We start from the raw sequence: 18,081 nt of genomic DNA, 5'->3' as shown, positions 1-18,081 counted from the left end.
AGTCGCCCGGCCGCGTCATCGCGGCCAGTGTGAGCGAGTCGACCTCAGCCGCGGCGCGGGTCGGGTGGGGGAGCGGATATCGTGTCCCTCGTGATCACGCCCGCGCTCTCGACCACTGCCCGGTTCACCGCCCGCGCCAGCCTGCCGCTCGTCGCGCTGGGCATCGCACTTCTCGCCACTCCGGCCCACGCAGAAGCGGCCGACGGCTGGACCACCCTGTACGGACGTCGACTCGCTCGGAAGCGCTGCTGCTGCTCGGCGGCGTGCCCGTGCTCATCTTCGTGCTGATCGGGCTGGCGGTCTACATCCCCGCGCTGGTCCGCGGCGAGGACGTCTCGCCGACCGGTGGCAGCGTCGAGAGCCAGTGGATCGGTGGGCCACGCCACTCCAAGGAGCTCGCCTCCGGCGACACCGAGTCGAGTGAGACCGGTGGAGCTCATGGCAGCTGGTGACCTGAGCTCGCGCGATCGCGCCGAGCTCGACAAGGCCATCCGCGCGGCCGAGCAGTCGTGCCGCTTCGAGTTCTCCGTCTTCATCGGCGCCGCCGAGGGTGACACCCGGGCCTACGCCCGGCGCCTGCACGCCTCGCTCGTCGCGCCCACCCACAGCCTGCTGGTGATGGTCGACCCCACCGCGCGTGTGATCGACATCGTGACCGGCACCGAGGTGCGTCGTCACCTCACCGACCGCGAGGTCGAGCTGTCGATCCTCGCCATGCAGACCGACTTCGCGGCCGACGACTTCGTGGGCGGCCTCAAGCGCGGCATCGCGATGCTCGCCGAGCACGCCCGCCCGCAGAACACCCTGCACGCCAGCGTCTGAACCCGCCGAGTCGGCGCAAGTTGCACGCCGAGTCGGCGCAACTTGCGCCGACTCGGCCGTTGGTTTGCGCCGACTCGGCTGTTGGGGCTAGCGCTGGGCGTCGCGGGCCTGAGCAGCCGGGGCACGGGCGATGTCGTCGCGGGCCTCGGCCACGAAGCGCTGAGCGCCCTTGGGAGCCGTGTTGTCGGCCAGCCTCTCGTCGAGGCGGGAGACCACCTCGGGAGAGCCCACGGCGAGCGGGAAGCCGTACTCGAGCAGCTTCGAGGCCTTGTGGAACCCGAGGGGTGTCGATCACGGTGTCGGTCGCGTCGAGGAATTTCTCGACGTACGGCGCCACGACCTCGTCCTGCTCCGAGCGGAAGATCGAGAGCACGATCTGGAGCGAGGTCTCGTTGGGCGTCGCCGGGTCCGGGATGAGGTCCCATCCGGTGGCCTTGGCCTCGGCCGTGGGCTGGGCGACGCGAGCGCCCGCTGCCTTCTCCCGGCCCTCGATCGTGTTGTCACGGGCGAGCTCGGCGTCGATCTCGGCGTCGCCGTAGCGCCCGGCCTTGGCCAGCGCGGTGATCAGCGCCCAGCGGAAGTGCTGGTCGACGGCGAGTCCCTCCACCGTGAAGGACCCGTCGAGGAACGCCTCGAGCTCGTCGAGAACCGCGTCGGAGCCGATCGTGTGGTCCCGGCGGGCGTTGCTCGGCGCACACCCGGCGTAGCAGCGGGCGAACGTGAGCTGCTGGTCGCTGCCGGGCTCGGCGTCAAGCATCAGCTGACGGATCCCGCGCTCCCACTCGGCCTTGAGCTCCTCGCGCTGCGCGGGGTCGCTGTAGCGGGCGATGGCGGTCGCGGCCATCATCGGGATCCGGGTGACGCCCCGGGCGTCGGTCTCGGACCCGATGTTGGCCAGCACGAGGCGGACCCAGTCGGTGGTGGCCATCTCGGCGTCGCGGGTCATGTCCCCGGGCGGCGCCCCAGACGAGGGCGCGGGCCAGCGAGTCGTCGAGCTTGGACAGGCCGGCGATCACCGTGGCGAGCGAGCGCTCGTCGAGGCGGATCTTGGCGTAGGCGTGGTCCTCGTCGTTGAGCAGCAGCAGCGCGGGCTGCGTCCTGCCTACCAGTTCAGCGACAGGGGTGGACGCTCCCTCGACGTCGACCTCGAGGTAGTCGCGACGGACGAGGCGACCGTCCACCTCGTCGTACAGGCCGATCCCGAGACGGTGGCGACGCAGCGTCGGCCAGTCAGCGTGGGCGGTCTGGGCGACCGAGAAGGACGAGTAGCTGCCGTCGGCGTCGAGCTCGAAGACCGGGGCGAGGGTGTTCACACCGGCGGTCTGCAGCCACTCCTCGGCCCAGCTCGAAAGCTCGCGACCCGATGCCTTCTCGAGGGCGACGAGGAGGTCGGAGAACTCGGTGTTGCCGAAGGCGTGGTCCTTGAAGTACTGCCGGATGCCCTCGACGAAGGCGTCCGGGCCGACCCACGCGACGAGCTGCTTGAGCACCGAGGCGCCCTTGGCGTAGGTGATCATGTCGAAGTTGACCTCGACCGCGTGCAGGTCGACGTTGTCGGCCGCGATCGGGTGCGTCGAGGGGAGCTGGTCGGCGCGGTAGCCGGTCTGCTTGCGGGCGTTGGCGAAGCCGGTCCGGGCATCGGTGTATTCCGTCGCCTCGGCCTCGCACCAGTAGCAGGCCCACTCGGCGAAGGACTCGTTGAGCCACAGGTCGTCCCACCACTTCATGGTGACGAGGTCGCCGAACCACATGTGCGCCATCTCGTGGGTGATCACGGAGGCGCGGAACTCGAAGAACGAGCGCGGCTGCCGGGAGCGGGGAGGTACTCGTCGCGCAGCGTCACGCAGCCGACGTTCTCCATCGCGCCCATGTTGTACTCCGGGACGTAGAGCTGGTCGTACTTGTGGAACGGGTAGGGGAAGTCGAACTTCTCCTCGAAGAACTCGAAGCTCTGCACGGTCAGCTCGACGAGCACGTCGGTGTCCATGTGCTCCACCATCGACTGGCGGCAGTAGTGCCCGAGCGGGATGGTGCCGAACTTGCCCTCGTAGGTGTCGAGGACCTCGTGGTACTCACCCGCGACGACGGCGGTGACATAGGTCGACATGCGCTCGGTGACCGGGAAGTTCCAGACGGCCTTGCCGTCGCCGAGGTCCTTCGGCTCCGGAGTGGGCGCGGTCGAGACGACCTTCCAGTGGCTGGGCGCGGTGACGTTGAACGTGAAGACGGACTTGAGGTCGGGCTGCTCGAAGGTGGTGAAGACGCGGCGGGCGTCGGGGACCTCGAACTGGGAGTAGAGGTAGACGCGGTCGTCGGCCGGGTCGACGAAGCGGTGCAGGCCCTCGCCGGTGTTGGAGTAGGGGAGGTCGGCCGTCACGACGAGCGTGTTTGCCGCCTGCAGGTCGTCGAGGGCGATCCGGCTGTCGACGTACGCCGAAGCGATGTCCAGCGCACGCCCGTTGAGCGTGATCGAGCGGACCGCGGCACCGTCGAGATCGGCGAAGGTCTCGGCCCCCACCTCCCGGCTGGTGAAGGAGATGGTCGTGGTCGACGCGAACGTCTTGTCCCCGGTCGTGAGGTCAAGATCGATGGCGTATGAGGTGACGTCCGGGAGTGCGGCGCGGGTAGCGGCCTCGTCCCGGGTGAGGTTGGTTCCGGGCATGCGGGCATCCTGCCACCAGCCGGGTGGGAATCAATTCGCCGCAGGGTGGTTGGGGGAGACATGACCCAAGCCGACTTCTGGTTCGACCCGCTCTGTCCCTTCGCTCGGATCACCTCTCGGTGGATCCTCGAGGTCGAGAAGCAGCGCGACGTCGACGTCACCGGCACGTGATGTCGCTGGCCTACCTCAACAAGGACCGCGACATCCCCGAGGACTACTGCAAGATGCTGGAGCCCGCCCGGGGTCCGGTGCGCGTGTGCATCGCGGCCGAGGAGCGGCACGGCAACGCGCGACTGCTCGACCTCTACACCGCGATGGGCCAGCGCATCCACCTGCAGAAGAACCCCATCGATCGCGAGATGATCGTCGACTCCCTCGCCGAGGCGGGGATGGACGCCGATCTGGTCGACGCGATGGACGACGAGTCCCTCGACGAGGCGGTCGCCGAGGTCGCACCACGAGGGCATGGACGCCGTCGGCGACGACGTCGGCACACCGACGATCCACATCGAGGGTGCGGCGTTCTTCGGCCCCGTGCTGACGAAGATCCCGCGTGGCCGGGACGCCCCCGGACCTGTGGGACGGCACCGTCGCGGTGGCGAAGTTCCCCTACTTCTTCGAGCTCAAGCGCACCCGCTCCGGGGAGCTCGACTTCAGCTGATCGGCACGGGTGAAACCGGGTCGCGACTCCTCACTAGGATTCCCCCATGACCCATGTTCTCTCCGCAGTTGCTCGGCCGTATGCCAACGGCCCGCGCCACATCGGCCACGTGGCCGGTTTCAGGTGTGCCCTCCGACGTCTTCAGTCGGTACATGCGGATGGCCGGTCACGACGTGCTGATGGTCTCCGGCACCGACGAGCACGGCACGCCGATCCCGGTCACGGCCGACAAGGAGGGCATCAGCGCCAAGGATCTCGCCGACAAGAACAACGCGGTCATCGTCACCGACCTCGCCGATCTCGGCCTGTCCTACGACCTCTTCACGCGCACCACGACCGGCAACCACTACGGCGTCGTGCAGGAGATGTTCCGCACCGTCCCGGCCAACGGCTACATGGTCGAGCAGACCACGCAGGCAGCCATCAGCCCGTCCACCGGGCGCACCCTGCCCGATCGCTACATCGAGGGCACCTGCCCGATCTGCGGGTACGGCGATGCGCGGGGCGACCAGTGCGACAACTGCGGCAACCAGCTCGACGCGACGGAGCTGATCAATCCGCGCTCGAAGATCAACGGCGAGACGCCGAACTTCGTCGACACCCAGCACTTCCTGCTCGACCTGCCGGCGCTCGCCGACGCGTTGAAGGTGTGGCTGGACGAGCGTGAGGCCGAGGGGCACTGGCGTCCCAACGTGATCAAGTTCAGCCAGAACATCCTCAAGGAGATCCGCCCGCGGGCGATGACGCGCGACATCGACTGGGGCATCCCGATCCCGGGCTGGGAGGACCAGCCGACGAAGCGCCTCTACGTCTGGTTCGACGCGGTCATCGGCTATCTCTCGGCCTCCATCGAATGGGCGCGCCGCTTGGGTGAGCCCGACAAGTGGCGTGACTGGTGGAACGATCCCGACGCCCTGTCCTACTACTTCATGGGCAAGGACAACATCGTCTTCCACTCGCAGATCTGGCCGGCCGAGCTGCTCGCCTACAACGGCGGCGGCTCGAAGGGCGGTGAGCCGGGTGACTACGGCGTGCTCAACCTGCCCACCGAGGTCGTCTCGTCGGAATACCTCACGATGGGCGACCAGCAGTTCTCGACCTCCCGTGGCCACGTGCTCTACGTCGGCGACTTCACGGCTCGCTACATGGCCCCGACCCGCTGCGCTACTTCATCTGCGCCGCCGGTCCGGAGACCTCCGACGCCGCCTTCACCCGGGCCGAGTTCGTGACCCGGAACAACTCCGAGCTGGTCGCGGGCTGGGGCAACCTCGTCAACCGCACCGCGACGATGATCGCGAAGAGCTTCGGCGAGATCCCGGCGGCGTACACGCTCGAAGAGATCGACGAAGAGGTGCTCGCCGCGGTGCGCGCCGGCTTCGACACGGTGGGTGGCCTGCTCGGACGACACCGGCTGCGCGCCGCCACTGCCGAGGCCATGCGCGTCGTCGGCGAGGTGAACAAGTACATCACCGCCACCGAGCCCTTCAAGATGAAGGACGAGTCGCAGCGCGAGCGCCTCTCGACCGTCCTGCACGTCACGGCACAGTGCGTCAGCGACTGCAACACCTTGCTCGCACCGTTCCTGCCCCATGCCGCCAACAAGGTGCACCTCGCCCCGGGTGGCGAGGGCGAGTTCGTCCCGATGCCGCGCATCGAGCAGGTCGACGAGCTCGACCCCGACAACGGCGCAGGCCTGCTGTCCTACCCGGTGATCACCGGCGACTACTCGGCGACGCCCGCCCGGGAGTCCCGGCCGGTCACGGTGGGCGCCAAGATCGAGAAGCCGACGCCGATCTTCACCAAGCTCGACCCCTCGATCATCGAGGAAGAGCTGGCCCGGATTGGCTGAGGTCGTCCTGCGAGCAGCCGCGTCCGACTCGGTCGAGTCGGCGCGGTTGCTGGCGGCGCTCTGAAGCCGAGCTCGTCTCGCTCGGGGTCACGCTGAACCACGGCTGGGCCGGGGGAGTGACGCCTTCGCAGCTCGCACCTCCGCTGGGCACGTGGCTCGTCGGCTGGCGCGGTGACGAGGCGGTCGCGTGCGGTGGCGTGCGCCTGCTCGCGCCCGAGGTCTGCGAGATCAAGCGGATGTACGTCGATCCGTCGGCGCGCGGAGCGGGCCCGGCCCGGCGCCTGCTGACCGCGCTCGAGGAGGCCGGCGTCTCGCTCGGTGCGACCGTCGCGCGCCCGGACACCGGCCGCGACATGGCGCCGGCAGTGGGGCTCTACCGCGCGACCGGCTACGTCGAGATCGAGGACTACAACGGCAACCCCGACGCGGGTTGGTGGTTCGAGAAGCAGCTGACTCCAGCCGCTGGTTGAGCAGGCGCGCCAGCGCCGTGTCGAGACCGAGGCAGCGTCCTTGGTTTCGACACGCTCGGCCGCGGGCGGCCTCGCTGCTCAACCAGCGGACGTAGACGTGCCGCTGGTTGAGCAGGCGCGCCAGCGCCGTGTCGAAACCGAGGCTCAACCAGCGGAGGGCTTGCGCCAGTACCCGACCGCCAACGCCGGCAACTCGTCGTACCGCTCCTCGATGAGGGCCATGCGCTTTTCGCGCCGCCAACCCCGGACCTGCTTCTCGAACGCGAACGCGTCGTCGATCCGCTCGAACTCGGCTGCCCAAGCGAGTGTGACCGGCAGCCTTCGCTTCGTGTAGACCGCGCCCTCACCTTCATTGTGCTGCCAGACCCGCGCCTCGAGATCGACCGTGCTGCCGACGTAGAACGAGCCGTCAGCGCATTCGAGGATGTAGGTCCAGGGGCATGTCTTCATCCTTGGTAAGTCGCTGAGCGAAGGCCAGCGGTGAATCGCGAGCTGTGGACAACGCGCGAGCGTCCTTGGTTTCGACACGTTCCTCGCTGCGCTCGTCACTGCTCAACCGGCGGATTGGGCTCGTGGGGCGGCCTCGCTGCTCAACCAGCGGAAAGGCCCGGCAGGATGGATCCATGTATCCCGAGGTCCGTGCCGCGGTCGCGGCTGATTCCACGCCCGACTTCCGTGCCGAGGGGTTCGACCTCGGCGGCGTACAGGGAGAAGGTCCGGCTCTTCAACCTCGCACAGCCGCGCGAGGACGTCGCCGAGGCGAGGGACGTGGACGCGGACGGTGTGCCGTGCCGGCTCTTCACACCGGACGACCCGGAGGACGGCGTGATCGTGCACGTGCACGGCGGCGGGTTCGTCTTCAACGACATCGACGTGCACGACGGCGTCTGCCGGCGGCTGGCCAACCGGTCACGCAGGCGGGTGCTGAGCGTCGGCTACCGCAAGCCTCCCGAGCGCAGGTTCCCCGCTGCGATCGAGGACATCGACACCGTCCCGGGCTGGCTCGAGCAGCAGGCGCTCCCCGGGGAGTGGGCGATCCACGGCGACTCCGCGGGTGCCAACCTTGCGCTCGTCGGTGCCCTGCGCAACCCCGGGCGGTTCCGGGCCGTGGTCCTGATCTACCCGTTCCTCGACCCGACAGCGGGCTTCGACTCCTACGAGGTCGGCGAGGCGAGCGGCTTCGGACCTCAGGAGGCGAGCTGGTACTGGGAGCAGTACGCCGACAGGGCCGACTGGGACGACCCCGATGTGGCACCCCTCCACTCCGACCAGCTGGAGCACCTGCCCCCGACCTTCGTCGCCACTGCGGAGTTCGATCCCGCTCCGCGACGAGGGGGAAGAGCTGGCGCAGCGCATCGCCGAGACCGGCGTCGAGACCGTCGCCATCAGGTGCCTCGGGCAAAGCCACGGCTTCTGGCGGCACGCCCAGTTCACCGCCTCCGAGCCGCTCCTGAGGCAGGGCGCCGCGTTCATCGACCAGCACCTGTCGATCGTGGCCAGTTCCTAGGACGCCAGCGTGTAATGGCTGGCGAGCATGAGCTCGACCCGTGAGTAGTACGTGGCAGCTCCACCGGGCATCGGTGGGGCGGTGGATCGCAGGATCCTGAGGTGCTCCGTGACTGCGTGGACCTCGTGTCTCTGTGCCTGACCGGGATCGGCGACCCAGCTGGTCCATCCCGGGGATTCCTTGAGGTAGTTGCAGCGCTCTGCAGAGGCCCCGGCCGTTGCTGGCGGTGGTCTGCCCGTCGAGGCCGGCGGGCTGGATGTGGTCGCGGTGTCGGATCGCCGCGTTGCAGCCGGGGGTGCGGCAGCGGCCGCCGTCTCGGAGGTCGAGGAACTCGGCGAGGTGACCGTCGAAACGGCGGCTTGCTGATTCCATCGCCACCAAGGCCCGGTCCTCCGGGGTGACGAAGAGTCGACGCAGGGTTGCCTTCGCCGCGGCGGAGGCGCGGCGGACCCAGTCGATGCACAGTGCGGCGGGCAGGAAGCCGGTGCCGGGGATGAGGCCCGGTTCGGCGCTGTTGCCGAAGAGAGAGTCGACCCCGATCACCAGATTGACTCGCACCTCTGGGGTGGCGGCGTCGGTCGTGCCGGTGATCCGGGCGGCCGGGGTGTCGGCACGGACCCGGCCTGCGGTCCGTTCGTCACCGGCTACGCGGGCGGCGGCCGCGTCAGCGTCGAGGGCGGCCCGGACTGCGGCCGGGGTTTCGAGGGTGAGAGTGGCGGTGAGCTGTCCGGTGCCGTCGTCCGGGGTCCGTGTGGTGACGCGGCGGTCTGCCCGGGCTCGGCGGTAACGGCGGGTCTCGGTGTCCGCTGCGTGGGTCAAGCACGAGCGCCGCACTGCCTCCCGCAGCGGGCCATCACCAAGGCCGCCCATCAGGCCGTCCAGGTCCGCATCGACGAGCCTGCGTTGGTCGGGGGTGAGGTGCGTGACTTCGCGCGCGAGAGCGAACGCGCGGTCCTCTGTCAGCTCACCGCGGGCCAACGCGGCCGGGGTCAGCGGCAGGTCATCGTGGAGTCGGCGCGAGAGGAGCACGCGTTGCTCACCGGCGTAGGGACTGGCCAACGTCACCACCGCGATCTCGGCGCCGATCGACATCGCCCGCGGCGGCGGGCGCAGCCCAGTTGGAGGGGTGTGTTCGTCCTCGGCGACATTCGCGAACGCCGTGGTCACCGCGACCCGGGCGGCCGAGGCGGCGGACTTGATCCGCTCCAACGCTTCGAGCTGGTCGAGCAGATCGGCCGGTAGACCGCTTGGTGTGAGGTCCGCAAGGAGATGTGCCAGCGTGTGCAGTTCGCCGGCCTGCCGGGCCGTGGTGTCCGTCTGTGACGCCATCTGATCCACCCCCTCTCGCCGATCCGAACGTATGTCTCGATTCTCTCATGAGGGGATGTGAATGTCAAGGGTCATCCCCCAAGGCATCGGTGACTAAGGTCGCGCATTCAGCCCGGTGCGCCTGATGGCCCTTGCCGAGCAGAAGCGGATGGCCTTCAAGGAGCAGGTGACCTTCTTCTCAGACGAGAGCAAGAGCCGGCCGCTGTGGCGGTGGGTCTCGATGCACTGATGGCGCGCTGACCACACCTGTCGTGATCCCCGGAGCCGGCTGAGAGAATGCGGCCATGCGCGTACACCTCGGCTCCGACCACGCCGGCCTCGAACTCAAGGACCACCTCATGACCCGGTTGGTCGACAACGGCTACGAGCCCGTCGACCACGGTCCCTTCATCTACGACGCGGTCGACGACTACCCCGTCTTCTGCCTGCGCGGGGGGGAGGGCGTCGCCGCTGACCGCGCCGACGGCCGGGACAGCTTCGGCGTCGTCATCGGCGGCTCCGGCAACGGCGAGCAGATGGCCGCCAACAAGGTCGAAGGCATCCGCTGCGCCCCCGGTCTGGTCCGAGGAGACCGCCGTGCTCGCGCGCGAGCACAACGACGCCAACATGGTCTCCGTCGGCGGCCGGATGCACACCGTCGAGGACATGACCCGCTTCGTCGAGGTCTTCCTCACCACTGCGTTCAGCGGCGAGGAGCGACACGTGCGTCGCATCGGCCAGCTCTCGACGTACGACACCAGCGGCGAGCTGCCGCCGCTGCCCGAGTCGGCCCTCCGGGGCAGCACGGGTGCCTGAGGGGCACACCCTCCGGCGGCTCGCCGACGACCTCGACGCCGCGTTCAAGGGCAGCCTCGTGCGCGTCGGCAGCCCGCAGGGCAGGTTCGAGGCCGACGCCGCGATCATCGACGGCACGCGCCTCCTCGGGGCCGACTCCGCCGGCAAGCACCTGTTCGTGGAGTTCGAGCACGACCACCCGGTCCACGTCCACCTCGGCCTGATCGGCGGCTTCGACGTGCACACCGGCGTCGACGAGGTCCCGCTCCCGGTCGGACAGGTGCGGCTGCGGATCGTGCGCGCCGACCTCTCGGCGTACGGCGACCTGCGGGGCGCCACGCAGTGCGAGCTCATCGGTCCGACGAGACGCGACGAGATCGTCGCCGGGCTCGGGCCCGACCCGCTGCGCGCCGCCGCCGACCCGGACCGTGCCCGGCGGCGGATCAAGGCCAGCCACCGCCCGATCGGTGACCTGCTGATGGACCAGGCGGTGCTGGCAGGTGTCGGCAACGTCTACCGCGCCGAGGTGCTGTTCAGGAACCGGATCCACCCGTTGCGGCCCGGCAACACCGTGCGCGTCAGCCAGTGGCGGACGATCTGGGCTGACCTCGTCGACCTGATGCGCGAGGGCGTGATCAACAACCGGATCGACACGGTTCGACCCGAGCACACGCCCGAGGCGATGGGCAGAGATCCGCGCAGGGACGACCACGGCGGTGAGGTCTACGTCTACCGTCGCACCGGGCAGCCCTGCCCGGTCTGCGGCTCCCCGGTGCGCACCGAGGTCCTCGTCGGACGCAACAGCTTCTGGTGTTCCCAATGTCAGCCCCGGTTCCGCTCCAGAGCCGTAGAGTCCTCCACAGCATCCGCACGAGGACCGAGGACATGACGGCATACCGGGAGGGTCGAACGGCGCCGGCGCCGTCCATCGGCCAGCGATTCGAGTCTGCGCTGCAGGGTGTCCTGCCGCACGAGTCGCGCATGCTCGCGATGCTGGTCGCCCTCGCCGCCGTGATCGGCGTGCTCATCTGGCAGTTCACCGACTACATCCCGCTGACCGCGATGGTGGTGCCGCTGGTGCTGGCCAACCTCGTGCTGGGACCCGTGCAGCTTCCGTGGTTCGTGGTGCTGACGCTGCTGATCCTCGCGGTGCTCGTGCCCCAGCAGCCCGAGATCACGAAGCGCACCGCCGTCACCGTCGTGATCCTCTTCGGGCTCGGCTTCATCATCCTGCTCGCGAGCTTCCGCCGCTCCCGGCTGGGCGTCGCGGGGCTGCAGGGCGAGTCGATGCTCGTCGACCTGCGCGACCGAATCCTGCGCCGGGGCGGCATCCCCGAGCTCCCCGACAACTGGTATGTCGGCAGTGAGCTGCGCTCCGCCGGCGGCACCCCTTCGCCGGCGACTTCGTGGTGACGGCGCGACACGGCCACCGGCTCGACCTCGTCGTCGTCGACGTGTCAGGCAAGGGGGAGGGTGCAGGCACCCGCGCCTTGCTGCTGTCCGGAGCCCTCGGCGGACTGCTCGGTGCGATGGCGCCCGAGGACTTCCCGGAGTCCGCAAACGACTTCCTGATGCGTCAGGACTGGGAGGAGGGCTTCGCCTCGGCGGTCCACCTCTCGCTCGACCTGAGCTCCGGCCAGTTCGAGATCCGTTCGGCGGGCCACCCCCCGGCCGCCCTGCGCACGGCCGGGACCGGCCGGTGGTCGACGCTGGAGGCGGAGGGGCCTGTCCCGGGCCTGATCGACATGGCGACGTACGAACCCGTCGTGGGGACCATGCGTCGCGGCGACGCGCTGCTGCTCTACACCGACGGCATGGTCGAGACGCCGCACCGCGACATCATGCTCGGCGTGGACAAGATGCTGGGCCAAGCCGAACAGCTGCTCCGCGGGGAGTTCGACGGCGGCGCGAAGCGCATCATCGAGTCCATCGGCTCGCGCAACGACGACCGCGCGCTGCTGCTCGTGCACCGCCGCTGAGCGCTCGCTCGCTGCTCGGCCAGTGGCCGCGGTTGTGGCTGTTCAGGCCCGGTGTGGCACCATGACACCGCGCAATTTGCGCGCTGCGGATGTAGCTCAATGGTAGAGCTCCAGTCTTCCAAACTGATTACGCGGGTTCGATTCCCGTCATCCGCTCCAAGGGAGTCAGAACCGCTCACAACCGGGCGATTTCGGCGCACTTGGCGGGGCGTAGCGTAGTGGCTAGCGCGCCTGCTTTGGGAGCAGGAGACCGCAGGTTCGAGTCCTGTCGCCCCGACTGCAACCTGCAATATCGACCCACGACTGGGTCACCCCTGACAACGAAGGAGACCACCTGTGAAGAGCGCCGTCGAGAACTTGAGCCCCACCCGGGCCAAGCTGACCATCGAGGTGCCCTTCGAGGAGCTCAAGCCGAGCCTCGACAAGGCGTACAAGAAGATCGCCCAGCAGATCAACGTCCCCGGCTTCCGCCGCGGCAAGGTCCCGCCGGCGGTCATCGACCGACAGGTCGGGCGCGGCGTCGTGCTCGACGAGGCGATCAACGAGGTCGTCCCGCAGAAGTACGCCGAGGCCATGCAGGAGAACTCGCTGGAGCCGCTCGCGCAGCCCGAGATCGAGGTGACCAAGTTCGAGGACAACGAGGCCCTCGAGTTCACCGCCGAGGTCGACGTCAAGCCCGACTTCGAGCTCCCGGCGTACGACGCCCTCGAGGCGCAGGTCGAGGACATCGAGCTGTCCGACGCCGAGGTCGACGAGCAGGTCCGGGCGCTGCGTGAGCGCTTCGGCACCCTCGCCGACGTCGAGCGCGCGGCCGCCGACGGCGACTTCGTGACCATCGACCTGACGGCCACCAAGGAAGGCGAGACCGTCGAGGGCGGCGAGGTCAGCGGGATGTCCTACAAGGTCGGTCGTGGTGGCATGCTCGACGGCCTCGACGAGGCGCTGGTCGGCATGGCTGCCGGCGACGAAAAGACCTTCGCCTCCGAGCTCGTGGGCGGCGACCTGATCGGCGAGGCCGTCGACGTCACCGTCAAGGTCACCGCCGTCCGAGAGCAGGAGCTGCCCGAGCTGGACGACGAGTTCGCCCAGCTCGCCTCCGAGTTCGACACCGTCGAGGAGCTCACCGCCGACGTCAAGGAGCGCCCGGGCCGGGGCAAGCGTCTCGAGCAGGCCGCCGCCGCGCGACGCCGTCCTCGAGGCCCTGCTCGAGAAGGTCTCCGTGCCGCTGCCCGAGACGATGGTCACCGACGAGCTCAACGCCCGTCGCGAGAACGTCGAGCAGCAGCTGGTGTACGCCGGCCTGACCATGGAGAAGTACCTCGAGGACGAGGGCCAGACGACCGAGGAGTTCGAGGCCGACCTCGACCGCCGGGTCCGCGACGCCGTCGCCGCGCAGTTCGTGCTCGACGCCATCGCCAAGAAGGAAGAGATCGGCGTCGACCAGCAGGACCTCTCGAGCCACCCGGTGCGCCGCGCGCAGCAGTCGGGTCAGGACCCGCAGGAGTTCGCCAACCACATGTTCGAGCACAACCACATCCCGGACATGGTGCAGGAGATCCTGCGCGGCAAGGCGCTGGCGACCCCGGTCGAGGGTGCGGTCGTGAAGGACGCCTCCGGCAACGTCGTCGAGCTCGCCAACCTGCTGCCCGACGGCAGCATCGGCGAGCCCGCTGCCGAGGTGGACGCCGAGGCGCCCGCCGACGCCACTGAGGCTGCTGAGCAGGACTGACACACGCCTGAAGCAGCGCCCGACGCCCCCGGCGTCGGGCGCTGTTGCGTTTTCGGAAGGCTTCGGCACCCGTGAGTGAACATCTGTTCACTCAAAAGGTTAGAGTGGCCCCATGACGACTCGCACCGAGCCGAGCCTCCTCGACGCCCTCGCGCTCCTCGCGATCGTCGCCGACGAGGTCCCGGTGGACACAGTCCGCGACACCCACCGGCCCGGGTCGACCGCGTGCACGGTGTGCTCGACCGGTCGCTCGGCGCGCCGAGCGCGATCCCGGGTCTCGGCCATCGCGTGATCGCCGGGTCCGTCTACACCGGCGTCGGACTGTCGCTCAAGGGGCTCGGAGCGGGCCTCGACGTGGCCGCCCGAAGCGGTGCCGGACCCGTGATGGAGGCCGGAGCGCGTGGACGGTTCGTCCGTTCGGCCGCCAACGGACTGATCGGTGACCGGCTCGAGCGGGAGCGGCCGCGCCCGGCGATCACCATGGCCCCGCGGGTGGACGGACGCGACGTGTCGCTGACCTCGGGCGGCCTCGCGTCGGCGTACCCCACGGCGACGGGGCGGGTGGCGGTGTTCCTGCACGGGCTCTGCGAGAACGAGGCCTACTGGCAGCGCAACCGCGAGCGACGCGGCACGACGTACGCCGACGAGCTGACCGACCTCGGCTGGACGCCGGTGCTGCTCCGCGTGAACACCGGCCTGTCCGTGCGCACCAACGGCGCGTCGCTCGCGGCCCTGCTCGAGCACCTCGTCGAGAACTGGCCGACCGGCGTGACCGAGCTGGCGCTGATCGGGCACTCGATGGGCGGGCTGGTCATCCGGGCGGCGACGGCCGTTCAGGGGGAGTGGACGTGGCGATCGCGCGTCACCAATGTCGTCACGCTCGGCACCCCGCACCTCGGCGCGCCCCTCGCGCGCGGGGTCAAGCAGGGCAGCGGACTGCTCGGTCGGCTGCCCGAGGTGGCCGGGTTCGGGCGGATCCCGGACCAGCGCTCGGTCGGCGTCGACGACCTGATCGAGGGCCTCGACGAGGACTTCGCCCCGCTGCCGCACGCGCTACCGCCTCGTCTCCGCGACCCCGGCGTCCTCACCGCGACACCCCGCCAGTGCGTTCTTCGGCGACATGCTGGTGCGGCAGGCTTCGGCGTACGGACGGGACCGCCGCGGGCGCGACCTCTTCCCCGGCAGCGAGGTGCTGCACCTGCGCGGACACCACTTCGACCTGCTGAACGACGATCGGGTCGCCGCGGCGCTGACCCGGTGGCTGACCTGAGCACCGACCGACACGCCCCTGCGCGGCGCGCTGTGCGCTGTGGGCGAACAGGGGTGCATAACGCGTGGAACTGTCGGTGCTTCGGGCTAATGTCGCTCGCGTGAACCAGAACTCCAGCCCAGCACTCTCGCCCGAGATGAACGGCGGCATCGGGACCTACGGCCTCGACGACCACATCTACCAGCGGTTGCTCCGCGAGCGGATCGTGTTCCTCGGCTCCGAGGTCCGCGACCAGAACGCCAACGCGATCTGCGCCCAGCTGCTGTTGCTCTCGGCCGAGGACCCCGAGGCCGACATCTTCTTGCACATCAACAGCCCCGGCGGCTCCGTCGACGCCGGCATGGCGATCTACGACACCATGAACTACATCCCCAACGACGTGGCCACGGTCGGCATGGGCCCGGCCGCCTCGATGGGCCAGTTCCTGCTGTGCGCCGGCACCAAGGGCAAGCGCTACGCCCTGCCGCACGCGCGGATCATGATGCACCAGCCCTCCTCGGGCATGGGTGGCTCCGCCTCCGACATCAAGATCCGGGCGCAGCAGTCGCTGCACATCAAGAAGGTGCTGCTCGACCTGATCGCCGAGCACACCGGCCAGTCGGTCGACCGGGTCGTCGCCGACGCCGACCGCGACCGCTGGTTCACCGCCGACCGGGCGGTCGAGTACGGCCTCGTCGACAAGGTCGTCACCAACGCCCGCGAAGCTGCCGACGAAGGCCGCCCCGCGCGGCAGAAGGGCTGATCCCGATGAATTACTACATCCCCCAGTGGGAAGAGCGCACGTCCTACGGCTTCCGTCGGATCGACCCCTACACCAAGCTGTTCGAGGAGCGCATCATCTTCCTCGGCACCCCGATCAGCGACGACGTCGCCAACGCGGTGATGGCCCAGCTGCTGTCCCCGGAGTCGATGAACCCCGACCGGGACATCAGCATCTACATCAACAGCCCCGGTGGCTCGTTCACCGCGCTGACGGCGATCTACGACACGATGCGCTTCATCAAGCCCGACGTGCAGACCGTCTGCCCGGGGCCGGGCCGCCTCGGCCGCCGCGATCCTGCTGGCGGCCGGCACCCCGGGCAAGCGCCCGGCGCTGCCCAACAGCCGGATCCTGATCCACCAGCCCTACACCGAGGGCACGTTCGGCCAGACCTCCGACATCGAGATCCGGGCCAACGAGATCCTCCGGATGCGCGAGCTGCTGGAGAAGATGATCTCCGACCACAGCGGCAAGGACATCGAGCAGGTCAGTCGCGACATCGAGCGCGACAAGATCCTCACCGCCGAGGGCGCCGTCGAATACGGCCTCATCGATGCGGTGCTCGAGTCGCGCAAGGCCATCCCGGCTCTCACGAGCTAGGTCGCATGACAGTGTCACCTTGCTCCGTGTCCGGCCCCCAGATGGGGCCGGCGCGGGGTACCGTCAGGGAGTTTGCAAGGCCGGGAACGCAGCCCGGCAGGACCGGAGGATCAACCCGTGGCTCGAATCGGTGACGGCGGCGACCTGCTGAAGTGCAACTTCTGCGGGAAGAGCCAGAAGCAGGTCAAGAAGCTCATCGCAGGACCCAACGTCTACATCTGTGACGAGTGCATCGAGCTCTGCAACGAGATCATCGAGGAGGAGCTCGCCGATGGCGGCGAGGTGAGCCTCGACGAGCTGCCCAAGCCGCGGGAGATCTTCGAGTTCCTCAATGCCTACGTCATCGGGCAGGAGCACGCCAAGAAGGCGCTCGCGGTGGCGGTCTACAACCACTACAAGCGCGTCCGGGCGGGGCTGCAGCCGGTTGCCGGCAAGCACACCAAGGACGAGGCCGTCGAGGTGGCCAAGTCCAACATCCCGGTCATCGGTCCGACCGGGTGCGGCAAGACCTATCTCGCCCAGACGCTGGCGCGCATGCTCAACGTGCCCTTCGCGATCGCTGATGCCACGGCGCTGACCGAGGCCGGCTATGTCGGAGAGGACGTGGAGAACATCCTCCTCAAGCTGATCCGGGCCGCCGACTACGACGTCAAGAAGGCCGAGACCGGCATCATCTACATCGACGAGATCGACAAGGTGGCCCGCAAGGCGGAGAACCCGTCGATCACGCGCGACGTGTCGGGCGAGGGTGTCCAGCAGGCGCTGCTGAAGATGCTCGAGGGCACCACCGCCTCGGTGCCGCCGCAGGGTGGTCGCAAGCACCCGCACCGAGAGTTCATCCAGATCGACACCACCAACATCTTGTTCATCGTGGGTGGTGCGTTCGCCGGCCCGGGAGAACATCGTCGAGCAGCGGGTGGGCAAGAAGACCCTCGGCTTCACCGCCGACGTGCGCGGCGAGGCCGAGCGCGACTCCGACGACCTGATGGCGTTGGTGCGGCCCGAGGACCTCACCAAGTTCGGCCTGATCCCCGAGTTCATCGGCCGGCTCCCGCTCATCGCCAGCGTCACCAAGCTCGACAACGAGGCCCCGGTCCAGATCCTCACCGAGCCGCGCAACGCGCCTCGTCAAGCAGTACCAGAAGCTCTTCGACCTCGACGGGGTCGAGCTCGAGTTCACCGACGACGCCATCACCTCGATCGCCGACAAGGCCCTCGAGCGCGGCACCGGTGCCCGCGGCCTGCGCGCGATCATCGAGGAGGTCCTCCTCCACGTGATGTACGAGGTGCCCTCGCGCGACGACATCGCCAAGGTGATCGTCACCCGGGAAGTCGTCCTCGACGACGTGTCTCCGACCCCGGTGCCCCGCGAGTCGGAGTCGAAGAAGAAGAAGTCCGCCTGACGCAGCTCGAAGACACTACGTCCGACCTGACCCGACCGGGGTGGGTCGGACGTAGTCCTTTCTAGTCATTTTTGGCCCGATCGGACGATGTGGGGTCTGGGGCAGGGGAGAATGACCCCTGACTTCATGGTTCGGAAAGGGGATCCCGGGTGAGCGCAGAGCACAGACGGCCGCTGGTTGCATTCGTGCTGGTGTCGATCGTCTGCGCCGTGATGCTGGGACACGGCATCCGCACCGACGCCCTGATCGGCCTCTTCGGTCCGTCC

18 protein-coding genes, 2 tRNA genes and 7 pseudogenes are annotated in these 18,081 nt (G+C 68.9%); 23 read left to right on the top strand and 4 right to left on the bottom strand.

The window, feature by feature from the left end:
- Positions 1–81: 81 nt before the first annotated feature.
- From LP418_RS03535 to LP418_RS03525, 3 genes are read left to right on the top strand one after another with little or no spacing between them, the layout of a single operon-like run.
- On the top strand, positions 82–288 hold the full coding sequence (locus LP418_RS03535) for a hypothetical protein (RefSeq protein WP_257955249.1): 207 nt from the start codon (positions 82–84) through the stop codon (positions 286–288).
- Entirely contained in the window at positions 264–452 is a 189-nt protein-coding gene (locus tag LP418_RS03530) for a hypothetical protein (protein ID WP_257955248.1), read from the top strand. Before LP418_RS03535 ends, LP418_RS03530 begins: the two co-directional genes overlap by 25 nt.
- The gene (locus LP418_RS03525; RefSeq protein WP_257956885.1) at positions 439–822 is read left to right on the top strand and encodes a DUF5130 domain-containing protein; all 384 of its coding nucleotides are present in this window, start codon (positions 439–441) and stop codon (positions 820–822) included. Before LP418_RS03530 ends, LP418_RS03525 begins: the two co-directional genes overlap by 14 nt.
- Here the strand turns inward: LP418_RS03525 and LP418_RS03520 are convergent.
- From LP418_RS03520 to LP418_RS03510, 3 genes and pseudogenes are all read right to left on the bottom strand, one after another.
- Positions 755–1,750: an ERAP1-like C-terminal domain-containing protein gene (locus tag LP418_RS03520; RefSeq protein ID WP_257955247.1), complete on the bottom strand. Its 996-nt coding sequence runs from the start codon at positions 1,748–1,750 to the stop codon at positions 755–757. The genes LP418_RS03525 and LP418_RS03520 overlap by 68 nt on opposite strands.
- Positions 1,751–2,210: 460 nt before the next feature.
- Positions 2,211–2,549 (bottom strand): annotated as a pseudogene (locus LP418_RS03515) (M1 family aminopeptidase); the annotation flags it as partial.
- 44 nt (positions 2,550–2,593) lie between these two features.
- Complete coding sequence (locus LP418_RS03510; RefSeq protein ID WP_257955246.1) at positions 2,594–3,484, bottom strand: M1 family aminopeptidase; 891 nt, start codon at positions 3,482–3,484, stop codon at positions 2,594–2,596.
- Between the two features lie 60 nt (positions 3,485–3,544).
- Here LP418_RS03510 and LP418_RS32295 point away from each other — a divergent pair.
- The 4 genes and pseudogenes from LP418_RS32295 to LP418_RS03495 form a co-directional block, all read left to right on the top strand.
- Positions 3,545–3,876: pseudogene (locus LP418_RS32295) on the top strand (DsbA family protein); the annotation flags it as partial.
- Positions 3,877–3,949: 73 nt separating this feature from the next.
- Positions 3,950–4,195 carry a mycothiol-dependent nitroreductase Rv2466c family protein gene (locus LP418_RS32290; RefSeq protein ID WP_442940100.1) on the top strand — a complete coding sequence of 82 codons (246 nt, stop codon included), beginning with the start codon at positions 3,950–3,952 and terminating at the stop codon, positions 4,193–4,195.
- Positions 4,192–5,994 (top strand): annotated as a pseudogene (gene metG, locus LP418_RS03500) (methionine--tRNA ligase). The gene LP418_RS32290 and the pseudogene metG overlap by 4 nt, the downstream one beginning before the upstream one ends.
- 116 nt (positions 5,995–6,110) lie before the next feature.
- A complete protein-coding gene (locus tag LP418_RS03495) occupies positions 6,111–6,464 on the top strand; it encodes a GNAT family N-acetyltransferase (protein WP_257955245.1) in 354 nt (117 codons plus the stop codon).
- A gap of 144 nt (positions 6,465–6,608) precedes the next feature.
- On the opposite strand, the gene LP418_RS03490 is transcribed toward LP418_RS03495, so the two are convergent.
- Positions 6,609–6,914, bottom strand: coding sequence for a GIY-YIG nuclease family protein (locus tag LP418_RS03490; RefSeq protein WP_257955244.1), 306 nt, complete (start codon positions 6,912–6,914; stop codon positions 6,609–6,611).
- Between the two features lie 225 nt (positions 6,915–7,139).
- On the opposite strand from LP418_RS03490, the gene LP418_RS03485 reads away from it, so the two are divergent.
- From LP418_RS03485 to clpX, 16 genes and pseudogenes are all read left to right on the top strand, one after another.
- Positions 7,140–8,015, top strand: a complete 876-nt coding sequence (locus tag LP418_RS03485; RefSeq protein ID WP_257955243.1) for an alpha/beta hydrolase — start codon at positions 7,140–7,142, stop codon at positions 8,013–8,015.
- A 766-nt stretch (positions 8,016–8,781) separates the two neighbouring features.
- Positions 8,782–9,213 carry a hypothetical protein gene (locus LP418_RS03480; protein WP_257955242.1) on the top strand — a complete coding sequence of 144 codons (432 nt, stop codon included), beginning with the start codon at positions 8,782–8,784 and terminating at the stop codon, positions 9,211–9,213.
- Positions 9,214–9,584: 371 nt separating this feature from the next.
- Positions 9,585–9,791: pseudogene (locus LP418_RS32285) on the top strand (RpiB/LacA/LacB family sugar-phosphate isomerase); the annotation flags it as partial.
- Positions 9,792–9,876: 85 nt separating this feature from the next.
- On the top strand, positions 9,877–10,095 hold the full coding sequence (locus LP418_RS32280) for an RpiB/LacA/LacB family sugar-phosphate isomerase (RefSeq protein ID WP_442940099.1): 219 nt from the start codon (positions 9,877–9,879) through the stop codon (positions 10,093–10,095).
- Positions 10,088–10,963, top strand: coding sequence for an Fpg/Nei family DNA glycosylase (locus LP418_RS03470; RefSeq protein WP_257955241.1), 876 nt, complete (start codon positions 10,088–10,090; stop codon positions 10,961–10,963). Before LP418_RS32280 ends, LP418_RS03470 begins: the two co-directional genes overlap by 8 nt.
- Positions 10,960–11,487, top strand: coding sequence for a hypothetical protein (locus LP418_RS03465; RefSeq protein WP_257955240.1), 528 nt, complete (start codon positions 10,960–10,962; stop codon positions 11,485–11,487). Before LP418_RS03470 ends, LP418_RS03465 begins: the two co-directional genes overlap by 4 nt.
- Positions 11,484–12,053, top strand: coding sequence for a PP2C family protein-serine/threonine phosphatase (locus LP418_RS03460; RefSeq protein WP_257955239.1), 570 nt, complete (start codon positions 11,484–11,486; stop codon positions 12,051–12,053). Before LP418_RS03465 ends, LP418_RS03460 begins: the two co-directional genes overlap by 4 nt.
- An 85-nt stretch (positions 12,054–12,138) precedes the next feature.
- Positions 12,139–12,212, top strand: a tRNA-Gly gene (locus tag LP418_RS03455).
- Between the two features lie 45 nt (positions 12,213–12,257).
- A tRNA-Pro gene (locus LP418_RS03450) sits at positions 12,258–12,330 on the top strand.
- Positions 12,331–12,389: 59 nt separating this feature from the next.
- Positions 12,390–13,172 (top strand): annotated as a pseudogene (tig, locus tag LP418_RS30265) (trigger factor); the annotation flags it as partial.
- Between the two features lie 118 nt (positions 13,173–13,290).
- On the top strand, positions 13,291–13,782 hold the full coding sequence (locus LP418_RS30260; protein WP_336276012.1) for a hypothetical protein: 492 nt from the start codon (positions 13,291–13,293) through the stop codon (positions 13,780–13,782).
- A gap of 112 nt (positions 13,783–13,894) precedes the next feature.
- Positions 13,895–14,074, top strand: coding sequence for a hypothetical protein (locus LP418_RS03440; RefSeq protein ID WP_257955238.1), 180 nt, complete (start codon positions 13,895–13,897; stop codon positions 14,072–14,074).
- Positions 14,008–15,156, top strand: a complete 1,149-nt coding sequence (locus LP418_RS03435; protein WP_257955237.1) for an esterase/lipase family protein — start codon at positions 14,008–14,010, stop codon at positions 15,154–15,156. Before LP418_RS03440 ends, LP418_RS03435 begins: the two co-directional genes overlap by 67 nt.
- A 32-nt stretch (positions 15,157–15,188) precedes the next feature.
- Positions 15,189–15,794 carry an ATP-dependent Clp protease proteolytic subunit gene (locus LP418_RS03430; RefSeq protein ID WP_257956884.1) on the top strand — a complete coding sequence of 202 codons (606 nt, stop codon included), beginning with the start codon at positions 15,189–15,191 and terminating at the stop codon, positions 15,792–15,794.
- Between the two features lie 5 nt (positions 15,795–15,799).
- A pseudogene (locus LP418_RS03425) lies at positions 15,800–16,412 on the top strand (ATP-dependent Clp protease proteolytic subunit).
- A 117-nt stretch (positions 16,413–16,529) separates the two neighbouring features.
- Positions 16,530–17,815 (top strand): annotated as a pseudogene (clpX, locus tag LP418_RS03420) (ATP-dependent Clp protease ATP-binding subunit ClpX).
- Positions 17,816–18,081: the final 266 nt, after the last annotated feature.

The sequence above is a fragment of the Nocardioides sp. B-3 genome, assembly GCF_024703895.1.
GTDB lineage: Bacteria > Actinomycetota > Actinomycetes > Propionibacteriales > Nocardioidaceae > Nocardioides.
This window is presented reverse-complemented; position numbering and strand designations above follow the sequence as displayed.

Coding starts and splice junctions, on each gene's coding strand:
- LP418_RS03525 (WP_257956885.1), top strand. CDS start 439: ATGGCAGCTGGTGACCTGAGCTCGCGCGATCGCGCCGAGCTCGACAAG.
- LP418_RS03520 (WP_257955247.1), bottom strand. CDS start 1,750: ATGGCCACCACCGACTGGGTCCGCCTCGTGCTGGCCAACATCGGGTCC.
- LP418_RS03510 (WP_257955246.1), bottom strand. CDS start 3,484: ATGCCCGGAACCAACCTCACCCGGGACGAGGCCGCTACCCGCGCCGCA.
- LP418_RS32290 (WP_442940100.1), top strand. CDS start 3,950: ATGGACGCCGTCGGCGACGACGTCGGCACACCGACGATCCACATCGAG.
- LP418_RS03490 (WP_257955244.1), bottom strand. CDS start 6,914: ATGAAGACATGCCCCTGGACCTACATCCTCGAATGCGCTGACGGCTCG.
- LP418_RS03465 (WP_257955240.1), top strand. CDS start 10,960: ATGACGGCATACCGGGAGGGTCGAACGGCGCCGGCGCCGTCCATCGGC.
- LP418_RS30260 (WP_336276012.1), top strand. CDS start 13,291: ATGGTCACCGACGAGCTCAACGCCCGTCGCGAGAACGTCGAGCAGCAG.
- LP418_RS03440 (WP_257955238.1), top strand. CDS start 13,895: ATGACGACTCGCACCGAGCCGAGCCTCCTCGACGCCCTCGCGCTCCTC.
- LP418_RS03430 (WP_257956884.1), top strand. CDS start 15,189: ATGAACGGCGGCATCGGGACCTACGGCCTCGACGACCACATCTACCAG.